This is a genomic window from Mycobacterium sp. E802, assembly GCF_001666875.1.
In the GTDB taxonomy this organism is placed as follows: Bacteria; Actinomycetota; Actinomycetes; order Mycobacteriales; family Mycobacteriaceae; genus Mycobacterium.
Genome location: NZ_LZJD01000145.1, coordinates 1 through 12557, shown reverse-complemented (window position 1 = coordinate 12557; position 12557 = coordinate 1). Strand labels below are relative to the sequence as shown.

The window sequence follows — 12557 nt, the reverse complement described above, 5'->3', positions numbered from 1 at the left end:
CAGGAGTTGAGGGTGTCGAACGACAAGACGACAGCGGACAAGTCGGTTCCGACCGTGTCGGCGGCCGGTGCGGTCCTCTGGCGGCCACGTACCGACGTGACGGGTCCGGCCGGCGGTGCCAGTTTTGCCGGCTCCGCCGGCGGCGACATCGAGGTCGCGCTGGTTCACCGTCCACGCTACGACGATTGGTCGTTTCCCAAGGGCAAGCTGGATCCCGGCGAGATCGAACCGGTGACCGCGGTCCGCGAAGTCAACGAAGAAACCGGCCATCACGCGGTTTTGGGCCGACGCCTCGGTTCGATCTCCTACGATGTGCCCGAGGGCAAGAAGCGAGTCTGGTACTGGGCCGCCCGCGCGACGGCCGGCGAGTTCACGCCCAACGACGAGGTGGACAAGCTGGTCTGGCTGCCGATCGACGCGGCGGCCACCGAGCTTCATTACGAGCACGATCGAAAAGTGTTGCGCCGCTTCGCGAAATACCCGCCGGATACCAAGACCGTGATCGTGGTACGGCACGGGTCCGCCGGGCGGAGGTCCCGATTCAAGGGTGACGACCGTAAGCGGCCGCTGGACAAGAAGGGGCGTGCCCAGGCCGAGTCACTGGTCGGCCAGTTGCTCGCGTTCGGTGCGACGACGTTGTACGCCGCGGACCGTCTGCGCTGTCATCAGACGATTACGCCATTGGCCCAAGAACTCGGCGTGGACATTCACAATGAGCCGGCCCTGTCGGAAGAGGGCTACGCGCACGACCACAAGGCGGCACGGAGCCGTCTGCTCGATATCGCTGCCCGCGCAGGCACACCGGTGATCTGCTCACAGGGCAAGGTGATCCCGGGGCTGATCTCCTGGTGGTGCGAACGGGAGGGGGTCCGGCCCACCACGACCGGAAATCGCAAAGGGAGCAGCTGGGTTCTGTCGTTGGCAGGCGGCCGGCTCATCGCGGCCGACCACATGTGCAGTCCGCTGTCGAAACCGCATCGGACTTAGCCGCACCGGGCTCAGACACGGAGAAAGGCACGTCGTGAGCTGATCTTGGGCTCACGACGTGCCTTTGCCGGAAATTACTTGCGGCCCTTCTTGGCCGGTGCCTTCTTGGCAGCCGTCTTCTTGGCCGGTGCCTTGGTCGCGGCCTTCTTGGCCGGTGCCTTGGTCGCGGCCTTCTTCGCCGGTGCCTTGGTCGCGGCCTTCTTCGCCGGTGCCTTGGTCGCGGCCTTCTTCGCCGGTGCCTTGGTCGCGGCCTTCTTCGCCGGTGCCTTGGTCGCGGCCTTCTTCGCCGGTGCCTTCTTGGCGGCGGTCTTCTTGGCGGCAGTGCGCTTGGCCGGGCCTGCCGTGACCCCGCGCTTGACAGCCGGGCCGTCGGCCGGGAGGCGCTGTGCCCCAGAAACAACCGCCTTGAACTGCGCGCCCGGCCGGAATGCCGGCACCGAGGTGGGCTTGACCTTCACCGTCTCGCCGGTACGCGGGTTACGCGCAACCCGGGCGGCACGGCGACGCTGCTCGAAAACACCGAAGCCGGTGATCGTGACGCTGTCGCCCTTGTGCACCGCGCGGACGATGGTGTCCACAACGTTCTCCACCGCGGCGGTAGCCTGCCGACGATCGGTGCCCAGTTTGGTTGTGAGTACGTCGATGAGCTCCGCTTTGTTCATCCAAAACCTCCGAAACCAGTGGTCCTCCTTGGACCGACTAGAGGACACGGTAAACCCTGTGACCACTGATTTCCAAGAGCCACGCGCAATTTCAGGCGTAGCTAGCGAACAATCCGGCAATCCGCTTGCCCCACACCGACTCCCCCCGAGAGGGTCCAGAACCGGTTAGGCAGGCGGCGAATTCGGGTGCCGAAGCACCCCTACGGGCCCGAAAATCAGGCCGGCAGAGTACGCGGCTTCCAGGCCGGCCGGCGCTTCTCGTAATCCTCGATGGAGGAGAGTTTCCGCAGCGTAAGGCCTATATCGTCGAGCCCCTCGAGCAGTCTCCAGGCCGTGTAATCGTCAATTCTGAACGGCACCACAACCGTTCCGGCGACAACATTGCGATCTTGAAGATTCACAGTGATTTCCAGCCCCGGATTCTGCTCGATGAGCTTCCACAAGAGCTCGACATCGTCTTGGGCGACTTCGGCCGCCAATAGCCCGGCCTTGCCGGCGTTGCCGCGGAAAATGTCGGCGAAACGGGATGAGATAACCACCCGGAAGCCATAGTCCATGAGCGCCCAGACGGCATGTTCGCGCGATGATCCGGTACCGAAATCGGGGCCGGCGACCAACACGGAGCCTTTGTCGAATGGCGGCAGATTCAGAATGAACGACGGATCTGAACGCCAGGCGGCGAACAATCCGTCCTCGAAACCTGTTCGGGTGACCCGCTTCAAATAGACGGCCGGGATGATCTGGTCGGTGTCGACATTCGACCGCCGCAGCGGGACGCCGATGCCGGTGTGAGTGCTAAACGCTTCCATTCTTGGGTTCCTCTCAGCGGGCCGCGGCGGGCAGATCGGCAGGCGAGGCCAGTTTTCCGCGGACGGCGGTGGCAGCGGCGACAGCCGGGGAGACCAGGTGGGTCCGGCCGCCCTTGCCCTGTCGGCCTTCGAAATTCCGGTTGGACGTCGAGGCACAGCGCTGCCCCGGAGACAGCTGGTCCGGGTTCATCCCAAGACACATCGAGCAGCCGGCCTGACGCCATTCCGCACCGGCGGCGGTGAATATCGCGTCGAGGCCTTCCGATTCGGCCTGGGCCCGAACCCGCATGGAGCCCGGCACGACCAGCATCCGCACCCCGTCGGCCACCTTGCGGTCACGCAAGACGTCGGCCACCACCCGCAGATCCTCGATGCGGCCGTTGGTGCAGGACCCGACGAACACGGTGTCCACGGTGATGTCCCGCATCGCCACCCCGGGGCGCAGATCCATGTAGGCCAAAGCCTTCTCCGCCGCCTGCCGCTCTCCGTCGTCGCCCATCAACTCCGGATCGGGAACCGATGCGGACAGCGGCACGCCCTGACCCGGATTGGTACCCCAGGTCACAAAGGGGCTCAGGGCAGCGGCATCCAGATAGACCTCGGTGTCGAATTCGGCGCCCTCGTCAGTACGCAACTGGCTCCACGCGGCCACGGCGGCATTCCAATCAGCGCCCGTGGGAGCATGTGGGCGACCCTTGAGGAACTCGAAGGTGGTCTCGTCAGGGGCGACCATGCCGGCCCGCGCCCCGGCCTCGATGCTCATGTTGCAGATCGTCATCCGACCTTCCATGGACAACGCTTCGATGGCGCTGCCCCGGTATTCGATGACATGCCCCTGCCCACCGCCGGTGCCGATCTTTGCGATCACCGCCAAGATGATGTCCTTGGCGCTCACCCCGGGCGGCAGCACGCCGTCGACGTTGACCGCCATGGTCTTGAACGGCTTGAGCGGCAGCGTCTGTGTGGCCATCACATGTTCGACCTCGGAGGTACCGATGCCCATCGCGATGGCGCCGAACGCACCGTGAGTCGAGGTGTGGCTGTCCCCACACACCACCGTCATCCCCGGCTGGGTCAGGCCGAGTTGGGGCCCGATGATGTGAACGATGCCCTGTTCGGCATCGCCCATCGGATGCAGGCGGATACCGAATTCCTCGCAGTTGCGGCGCAATGTCTCGACCTGCGTGCGTGACACCGGATCGGCGATCGGCTTGTCGATGTCGACCGTGGGGACGTTGTGGTCCTCGGTGGCGATCGTCAGATCCGGCCGTCGCACCGGGCGGCCGGCCAACCGCAGACCATCGAAGGCCTGGGGGCTGGTGACCTCATGCACGAGATGCAGGTCGATGTAGATCAGGTCGGGCTCTTTGGCCGCGCCCTCGCCCTCGCCGCGCACCACGACGTGGTCGTCCCAAACCTTTTCGGCCAGGGTGCGCGGCTTTACGGATGTCTGTGTCGGTTGGTCCATCGCTACTTCTCGATTCGATTAACGGCAATGCGGGCTGGCATCAAGAGTCCGCCAGGGCTGGGCGGTACTGTCGTCATCTCGCCTGTCATCTCACAATGCGAGACGTTAGTATCTCTCTGTGAGAAATGATAGCGGCATCGGCGTTCTCGACAAAGCGGTGGGTGTGCTGCACACCGTGGCCGAGTCACCTTGCGGGCTGGCCGAACTCTGCGAGCGGACCGGACTCCCCCGAGCGACCGCGCACCGGCTGGCCGCGGGACTCGAAACCCACCGGCTGCTGGCCCGCGACGGCGACGGCCGCTGGCGCCTCGGCCCGGCACTGACCGAATTGGCCTCCCACGTCAACGATCCGCTGCTGGCCGCGGGGGCCGCGGTACTGCCCCGCCTACGCGAGATCACCGGCGAGAGCGTGCAGCTGTACCGGCGCGAGGGCCAATCACGGGTCTGCGTGGTGGCGTTGGAGCCGCCGGCCGGACTTCGCGACACCGTGCCGGTGGGGACCCACCTCCCGATGACCGCGGGCTCTGGAGCCAAAGTGCTACTGGCCTACGCCGACCCGGCCACCCAGCAGGCCGTGCTTCCGGCGGCCAAGTTCACCGATCGGGCGCTGGCCGAGGTCCGCAAGCGCGGCTGGGCTCAGAGTGCCGCCGAACGTGAGCCCGGTGTGGCCAGCGTCTCGGCGGCGGTGCGGGACGGCCGTGGCGCCGTGATCGCCGCGGTGTCGGTGTCTGGGCCGATCGACCGCATGGGCCGTCGCCCGGGGGCCCGCTGGGCCGCCGATCTGCTCGCCGCCGCCGACGCCCTCACCCGTCGACTGTGAGGCGAATCTCAGTTCACCGCTGACGCATCGGCGCGCCGAGCCCGGTTCGACGCCCAACCCGCCGAGCGTCACGCCAGAGTGACCTTCGCCACCCACGGTCACTCCACTACCGCGCAGACCAAAAAACCCACACAACGCAGAAGCGCCCAGTTCTCCGGAACTGGGCGCTTCTACTTCTGTACCCCCGATGGGATTCGAACCCACGCTACCGCCGTGAGAGGGCGGCGTCCTAGGCCGCTAGACGACGGGGGCTAGAACTTCCGGATGGTCAGCATAGCTCAGGCGGTCGTACTCACCTAATCCGGCTGATCCGCTCCGGATGGCTGGGGTACCAGGACTCGAACCTAGAATGGCTGAACCAGAATCAGCTGTGTTGCCAATTACACCATACCCCATCAATTGCCTATCACTGCAGGTCAAGGCAATTTCGATCCGATCGGCTCAGCGGGGGCTTCCCCGTTTTGCTTTTCGGGCCGACGAGCAGACTACCAAAGATTTTGGGCCCGCTTTACCAAGCCCGGCCCTGCCGCGCTTCACATCGCGGCGCGGGCGGCCCGCAACCGCGTCAGGCTGCGATCGGCGCCCAGCAGCTCCATCGACTCGAACAGCGGCGGGCTGATCGTGGCACCGGTGACCGCGACCCGGATCGGCCCGAACGCCTTACGGGGCTTGAGCTCCAGGCCGTCCAGAAGGGCCGCCTTGAGCGCCGCTTCGATGTTGGCGGTGTTCCACTCCCCGACGCCATCCAGGGCGCTCAGCGCGGCGTCCAGGACCGGCGCGGCCTCCGCGCGCAGCTCCTTGCCCGCGGCCTTCTCGTCGATCTCGTAGGAGCCGTCATCGAAGAACTTCAGCAGCCCCCACGCGTCACCCAAAACCACGATGCGGGTCTGGATCAGCGCGGCAGCTTCGGCGAATGCGGCGTCGTCCAGGCCGGTGTCGTGGCCGTGCGCATCGAGATAGGCGCGCAACCGGGCGGTGAAATCCTCCGGCGTCAGCAGCCGGATGTGCTCGGCGTTGATCGCGTCGGCCTTCTTCTGGTCGAACCGCGCCGGATTCGAGTTGACATCGGCCACGTCGAAGGCGGCCACCATCTCGTCGAGACTGAAGATGTCGTGATCGTCGGCGATGCCCCAACCGAGCAGCGCCAGGTAGTTCAGCAGCCCCTCGGGCAGGAAGCCGCGGTCGCGGTGCAGGAACAGGTTCGACTGCGGATCACGCTTGGACAACTTCTTGTTGCCCTCACCGAGAACACTTGGCAAATGCGCGAATTCGGGGACCCGCTCGGCCACCCCGATCCGCATCAGTGCCCGGTACAGCGCGATCTGGCGCGGCGTCGACGGCATGATGTCCTCGCCGCGCAGGACGTGGGTGATCTTCATCAGCGCGTCGTCGACCGGATTGACCAAGGTGTACAACGGATCTCCGTTGGCGCGGGTGATCGCGAAATCCGGGACCGAGCCGGCCGGAAAGCTGACCTGCCCGCGCACCAAATCGCTCCAGGACAGGTCTTCGTCGGGCATGCGCAACCGCAACACCGGCTTACGGCCCTCGGCGGCAAACGCCGCGCGCTGCTCGTCGGTGAGGTCGCGATCGTAATTGTCGTACCCGAGTTTGGGATTGCGCCCCGCCGCCACGTGACGCGCCTCGACCTCTTCTGGCGTCGAGTACGCCTCGTACACCTCACCGGCCGCCAGCAGACGGGCGATCACATCCCGGTAGATCTCACTACGCTGCGACTGCCGGTAGGGCTCGTACGGGCCACCGACCTCGGGCCCCTCGTCCCAATCCAGGCCCAGCCAGCGCAGCGCGTCGAGGATCGCCGCGTAGCTCTCGTCGCTGTCGCGTGCGGCGTCGGTGTCCTCGATCCGGAAGACGAACGTGCCGCCGGTGTGCCGGGCGTACGCCCAGTTGAACAGCGCGGTGCGAACCAGGCCGACGTGCGGGGTGCCGGTCGGAGACGGGCAGAAACGGACCCTGACCGGACCAGACGGGGATGTCATCACTTACCTCTACTTCTGCTTGCGTACAACGGGATTGGTCAGGGTGCCGATGCCTTCGACGGTGATGCTGACCGTGTCACCGTCCTCGATCGGGCCGACACCCTCAGGAGTTCCGGTGAGGATCAGGTCGCCCGGCAGCAGCGTCATCACCGCTGACACCCATTCGACGATGGCACCGACGTCATGGATCATCAGCGATGTCCGGCTGCGCTGGCGCACTTCCCCGTTCACCTCGGTGCGGATCTCCAGATCCGAGGGATCCAGGCCGGTGACGATCCACGGACCGACGGGACAGAAGGTGTCGTGCCCCTTGGCCCGCATCCACTGACCGTCTTTGGCCTGCTGGTCACGTGCAGACACATCGTTGGCGATCGTGTAGCCGAGGATGTTCTCGGCGGCTCGCGCGGCAGGTACGTCCTTACATGGCCGCCCGATCACGATCGCCAGTTCGCCCTCGTGGTGAACAGGATTGGCGTCGGCCGGCAGCTGGATCGGCACGTTGGGTCCGATGATCGACGTGTTGGGCTTGAGGAAGATCACCGGATCCTCCGGCGCCACGGCACCCATCTCGGCGGCGTGGGCCTCGTAGTTCTTGCCCATGCAGACGACCTTGCTGGCGAGGATCGGCGCCAGCAGCCGGACGTCGGCCAGCGGCCAGCTCCGTCCCGTGAAGTTGGGGTTGCCGAAGGGATGCTCGGCAATCTCTTTACAGACGGTGTCGGCGCCGTCGCCTTCAACACTGACGAAAGCGACGCCGTCCGGACTGGCGATTCGACCTAAGCGCATTTGTCCAGGGTAGTGCGCGGCGGTTGACGTCCAGTGCTGACGCCTCCTGTCAGATTTTGTCAGTCACCGTCGAACACCGCGGCGAGGAACGGGGTGGAGTCCGGAATCGACGCCAGCACAGTGCCGGAGTGATCTTCCTCGGGATAGACCTTGAGTGTGACGTCTTGACCGTTGGCCCGTAGCTGCTCGTCGAGCTGCAGCGACATGTTCGGCGGGACATCATGATCGAGCATCCCGACGCCGAGGAAGATCGGCCGGTCGTAACCGCTGGTCGGTGTGCCCAGGTAAGCGTCGATGGCTTCCGCCGCACCGGGCAGGGTGGCCAGGGGCGCGCTGAAGTACCCGGTCGGGGTCATACCGGTGAGCTGCTGGTCGAGGTCCGGCTTGCACAACACCTCGGCCTTGTCGACGGCGGCACGGCCCGCCGGGGTGAGCACGCTGTTGATGTCGAGATCGGGGCGTGCCTCGCGCAAGCCGGCCAAGATGTAGCCGGTGTAGCTGTTGGCGGCCGGCCCCAGGTTCGGGGGCAACGCCATGTCGGGCCCGGCCTGCTTGACGACGCTCTCGACGTTGAACGGCGTTCCCGTGGCCACCACACCGCGGTAGTCCAGACCGGTGCCTCGGCTGAACTCGGTGGCCCAGCGTGCACTGTTGACCGCTGCACCACCACCCTGGGATTGCCCCACGATCGCCCACTTGCGCGACAACGGTAGGTCCATCTCGTGCATCGCGATCACCGAATCGACGACGCTGTGGGCGGTCGCCACGCTGTTGAGATAGCTCATCAGACCGGGCGTGCCCAGTCCGGCATAGTCGGAGCCGACGAGGGCGTAGCCCTGATCGAGCCAGTGCGTCAGGTACTCGACATCCCGTTCGCTGCGCGGTTGCGCGGAGGGGGTGCAATCGTCGCCGAGCCCGACGGTGCCGTGCGCCCATGCGATGGTGGGCCAGCCGCCGGCCGGCGCCTCGCCCCGGGGAACGAACACCGCGGCGGTGCTCACGGCGGGCGAATCATGTTGATCGACGGTCGAATACAGGATGCGGTAGGCGCGTGCTGCGCCGGGTACCGACAGCGCGGGATCCAACGGCACCGCCTGGATCAGGGTGCCGGCCGGGGGAATCGGCGCGTCGTAGTGGCGGGCATCCAGTCCCGACCAGTTCGGCACCGCCGCTGCTGCGGTCGGCGCCGTCAGGAATCCACATATGAGTAAGACGATTGCTGTCAGCCACAACTTCACGGGCACAGCCTATGGCAACCGAGACTGGATCTCACATAATGGAATTCGAGTTCAATATCTTGGGACATCCGTGAAACCATGCAGTCATGCCCGTTTCATCGATCGGCACGTTCCGCCGTTGGTCGATGTTGGCGCTCGCACTCACCGCGACCACATGCGCCAACGTATTCATCAACGGAGCGGCATTCCTCATCCCCACCCTGCATTCCGAGCGAGGTCTGGATCTGGCGAAAGCGGGCCTGCTGTCATCGATGCCGAGCTTCGGGCTGGTGCTCACCCTCATCGCCTGGGGATACATCGTCGACCGGTTCGGCGAGCGGATCGTGTTGACGGTCGGCTCGGCGTTGACCGCCGCGGCGGCGTTCGCGGCGGCCTCAGCCGACTCACTGGTGGCGGTGGGCGCCTTCCTGCTCCTGGGCGGAATGGCCGCGGCCAGTAGCAATTCGGCCAGCGGGCGGGTCGTGGTCGGCTGGTTTCCGCCGGAACAGCGTGGGCTGGCGATGGGAATCCGGCAGACGGCAACGCCTCTGGGAGTCGGTTTGGGCGCGTTGGTCATTCCGCGGCTCGCCGAGTCACACGGGGTGACGACGGCGTTGCTCTTCCCGGCGATCGTGTGCCTTGTCTCGGCGGTGATGTGTGCTGTCGGCGTGCTGGATCCGCCACGGCCACCCCGCCACGAAGCACCTGCCGAGCACCTGGCCAATCCGTATCGGGGCTCGAACGTGTTGTGGCGCATCCACGCCGTGTCGGTGCTGCTGGTGGTGCCCCAAGGCATGGTGTGGACATTCACCCTGGTGTGGCTGATGAGCGACCGCGGCTGGTCCGCTGCCTCCGCCGGCACCTTGGTCACCGTCGCCCAATTGCTCGGCGCGGCCGGCCGAATCGCCGCGGGCCGATGGTCTGATGTGGTGGGCCAACGGCTTCGGCCCATCCGCACCATCGCGCTGGCGGCGGCAGCGACGATGGCGCTCCTGGCGCTCACCGACTGGCTGGGCTCACCGATCAGTGTCGCGTTGATCGTGATCGCCTCGGTGATCACGGTGTCCGACAACGGTTTGGCGTTCACGGCGATCGCCGAGATCGCCGGCCCGTTCTGGAGCGGACGCGCGCTGGGGACACAGAACACCAGCCAGCATCTCGCCACCGCCAGTTCGGCACCGCTTTTCGGGGCGTTGATCGGCGTGGCCGGTTACCCGGCGGCCTTCGCGGTGTGTGCGTTGTTGCCGTTGTTGGCGGTGCCGCTGGTGCCGGCGGATCCGGTGCGTGACGAGCGCTGAGGCGCTGACGTCTCCGGCCTCCGAGTCACACGCATCACAACAGCATCCGGTGAGCGGACATTACCCACTCTGAAAGCCTGATATCACCGGCGATACCACTTCGCCGAAGCCCGCAACACCGTCGCCATCTCCACGCTGGAACTCGGGATCGACGTCGGCGACCTCGATCCGCACCGTCGCATCGTTCCTGCAACGGCTCGGTCGCACCGGCCGACGTCCGGACGCCACCCGCAGCTGTCTTTTCCTTGCCGCCGATTGTCGGAGCCGCGTGCCACGATGACCGACATGACGGACGAACTGCTTGACGAGTTCGAGGATTGGCTCACCGAGAGTGGCAACCGCAACGTGTCCACTGCCATACGGCATACACAGGCATTCCTGGAGTGGCGAGCGCCCGCGCCGTTGACGAGCCTCGACGAGGGCACCGTCCGCACGTTTCTGTTGGAATGGTGCCCCCGCCACCTGAGTTTGCCCGCCGATGACTCGTGGGAGGTATGCGACGCTCTCGTCGAATTCATCCTGTTCCTCGGCCACACCCACAAGCTCCGTGGTGGTCCCGACGCGGGACGCCGGCTGGCTCGGGCCACCAATGGCATGGCCGACGCCATGCGCGCGAAGATGGCCGATCCCAGCAATTACGGGATGGCCAAAGCGCTGTTCGTCGGGATCGAAGGCGCCGAATCCATGACAGAGCAGGAACTGCTGGCAGCCATGCAGCAGCGCATCGACGAACACAATGCCCTGCCCCTCGATGAGCGCCGAGCCCGCACCGACCACCTGATAGAACAACCGGCACCGGTCGACCTGCCGTTTGTCTATATTCCGCCCACCGAGGCCGACGTAGTGTCCGTGGCGTCGGCTGCGGCGTTACCGGCCAAGGTCCAAGCCCTTTGTGACTATCTTGGCGACACGGGCAAGGCGCTGACCCCCAAGGGAAACCTGAAGCTTGCCGATGGACGCGCACTGGTCGAGCTCCTCGACACCGGAGACCAAATCGACCCAAAAATCGGCGACAAGACCTTCAAGACAAAGTCGACGGAAACTCTGCGGCACCTGGCCTACCTGCTCGCGCTCGCCGAGGAAGCCGGCGCAACGCGCCATGTGAAGAATCGACTTGTCCCCGTCCAAGCGTGGTCCCGAAAGTCACCGGTTGCCAAGGCCACCACGCTTTTCCAGATTGTGCTTGAGGCCGGTGTGCTGTCGTCAACGCGTCGGGGAATCTCATTCTACGGTCGACTGCACCAGCTGCTCGATGAAGGCGTGGTGCACTGGCTCGCCGGTCTGATCCCCGCGAGCTCGCACGCGCACTTCGACGACATCGTCGACCTCAACGCGCGGGTGGTGCTCAGCGAGTTCGATGCCGAGGAGATCAACTACTACATTTCAAGCGACCACCTCGCCGACGACCTCAGCGACATCCTGGCGATGCTGGACATGACTGGCGCGGTGGAGTGGACCGAAAGAACCGAATCGGTGAACCCCTACGGACACCGGGTCTGGTCTGACGGCATAGTCTCTGTGACTGCATTCGGCCGCCAGATTCTGCCGGATTATCTGGCCGCCGCCGGTCTCCGGCTCCGAAGGGCCGACGATCTGACCGAAATGACCTTGCCCGAGCTTCTTGAAGCCTTGAATTCGATCCCCTCAGAACAACATTCAGATGTGCTGGCCGCGTGGAAGCCGTCAGTGCCGCCATCCGAACGTGCGGCACTGGTAGCGGCGATGGCCGCGGAAGCCGAGGATGCAACGTCTCGGCTCGTCGGATTGCGCCTGCTGGGGATGTTCGACGTCGAAGTGGGCGAGCCTTACATGCGGCAGTTACTCGACACACCGGCGGCCGGACACGCCGCCATCTGGCTACTCGACCACGGCCTCGCCACCGGTGATGCAGTCGGTAGCTTCATCACCCCGACGATCATGGTCGACATCATGTCTCAGCTTGTCGATCACCCTGACCTGCTCTGTGAACAATTCCTGCAGGGCCACGACCCCCTTCGAATGCTGGAGTCCTTTTGGCGTCATCCCGCACCCGAGACCGCACAGGTACTCGATGTCCTGGGACGACACCTGCCCGACCGGTCACTGGCCAAACAAGCCCGCAAAGCGGCCATCAAACACCGGAGTTGGATGGCCAACCCGCACTGAGACTGCAGCCAGGGCGAAAAAGTGCGAGTAGCCCACGCCCTCAGGGCAGAGTCGATGCCGCAGACCGTGGCCGCAACATCAATGCCGCCACCAGAAAGCACAGCGCACCCACGAATGTGCCGAAGTTGGCCAGCCTTTCGTCGTCGGTCACCCCGGTCTTGCGAACGAATGCCGCAAGGGCCGAAATCCCGAACGCCACACAGCCGGCCAGGTTGACCCAGCTTGCTTGCCAGTCAACCGATTTCGGTGACCACAGGCCCACGGCAGCCACCGCCAGCACCCCACTGATCAGAAACGCCAAGGACCCGGTGGCGTCGGTGTGGGCGCACGCCGTTCTGGCCGAGCGTCGGTTCGTGTGGGTACCC

At 65.5% G+C, this 12557-nt stretch carries 10 protein-coding genes, 2 tRNA genes and 1 pseudogene; 4 read left to right on the top strand and 9 right to left on the bottom strand.

Features of this window, described 5'->3' with window-relative positions; all coding sequences use genetic code 11:
• Positions 1-12: 12 nt before the first annotated feature.
• The gene (locus A5699_RS20945) at positions 13-987 is read left to right on the top strand and encodes a bifunctional NUDIX hydrolase/histidine phosphatase family protein (RefSeq protein WP_067773347.1); all 975 of its coding nucleotides are present in this window, start codon (positions 13-15) and stop codon (positions 985-987) included.
• Positions 988-1061: 74 nt separating this feature from the next.
• Here A5699_RS20945 and A5699_RS20940 read toward each other — a convergent pair whose 3' ends face one another.
• The 3 genes from A5699_RS20940 to leuC form a co-directional block, all read right to left on the bottom strand.
• A complete protein-coding gene (locus A5699_RS20940) occupies positions 1062-1649 on the bottom strand; it encodes an HU family DNA-binding protein (RefSeq protein ID WP_067773313.1) in 588 nt (195 codons plus the stop codon).
• Positions 1650-1864: 215 nt separating this feature from the next.
• On the bottom strand, positions 1865-2458 hold the full coding sequence (gene leuD / locus A5699_RS20935; protein ID WP_067773311.1) for a 3-isopropylmalate dehydratase small subunit: 594 nt from the start codon (positions 2456-2458) through the stop codon (positions 1865-1867).
• Positions 2459-2471: 13 nt separating this feature from the next.
• Complete coding sequence (gene leuC, locus A5699_RS20930; RefSeq protein WP_067773309.1) at positions 2472-3926, bottom strand: 3-isopropylmalate dehydratase large subunit; 1455 nt, start codon at positions 3924-3926, stop codon at positions 2472-2474.
• 118 nt (positions 3927-4044) lie between these two features.
• On the opposite strand from leuC, the gene A5699_RS20925 reads away from it, so the two are divergent.
• Positions 4045-4746, top strand: a complete 702-nt coding sequence (locus A5699_RS20925; protein ID WP_067773307.1) for an IclR family transcriptional regulator — start codon at positions 4045-4047, stop codon at positions 4744-4746.
• A 179-nt stretch (positions 4747-4925) separates the two neighbouring features.
• On the opposite strand, the gene A5699_RS20920 is transcribed toward A5699_RS20925, so the two are convergent.
• The 5 genes from A5699_RS20920 to A5699_RS20900 all read right to left on the bottom strand — a co-directional run bounded on the left by A5699_RS20920 (position 4926) and on the right by A5699_RS20900 (position 8770).
• Positions 4926-4998 (bottom strand) — tRNA-Glu (locus A5699_RS20920).
• A 68-nt stretch (positions 4999-5066) separates the two neighbouring features.
• Positions 5067-5141 (bottom strand) — tRNA-Gln (locus tag A5699_RS20915).
• Positions 5142-5279: 138 nt separating this feature from the next.
• Positions 5280-6746, bottom strand: a complete 1467-nt coding sequence (gene gltX / locus A5699_RS20910; protein ID WP_067773305.1) for a glutamate--tRNA ligase — start codon at positions 6744-6746, stop codon at positions 5280-5282.
• Positions 6747-6755: 9 nt separating this feature from the next.
• The gene (locus A5699_RS20905; RefSeq protein WP_067773304.1) at positions 6756-7532 is read right to left on the bottom strand and encodes a fumarylacetoacetate hydrolase family protein; all 777 of its coding nucleotides are present in this window, start codon (positions 7530-7532) and stop codon (positions 6756-6758) included.
• 59 nt (positions 7533-7591) lie between these two features.
• Positions 7592-8770 (bottom strand): S9 family peptidase, encoded by a 1179-nt coding sequence (locus A5699_RS20900; RefSeq protein WP_197508353.1) that lies wholly within the window; start codon positions 8768-8770, stop codon positions 7592-7594.
• An 86-nt stretch (positions 8771-8856) separates the two neighbouring features.
• Between A5699_RS20900 and A5699_RS20895 the strand changes: the two genes are divergently transcribed.
• On the top strand, positions 8857-10047 hold the full coding sequence (locus A5699_RS20895) for an MFS transporter (protein WP_067773303.1): 1191 nt from the start codon (positions 8857-8859) through the stop codon (positions 10045-10047).
• Between the two features lie 402 nt (positions 10048-10449).
• The gene (locus tag A5699_RS20890; protein WP_157561371.1) at positions 10450-12192 is read left to right on the top strand and encodes a hypothetical protein; all 1743 of its coding nucleotides are present in this window, start codon (positions 10450-10452) and stop codon (positions 12190-12192) included.
• Between the two features lie 40 nt (positions 12193-12232).
• Here A5699_RS20890 and A5699_RS29685 read toward each other — a convergent pair.
• Positions 12233-12557: pseudogene (locus tag A5699_RS29685) on the bottom strand (YrhK family protein); the annotation flags it as partial.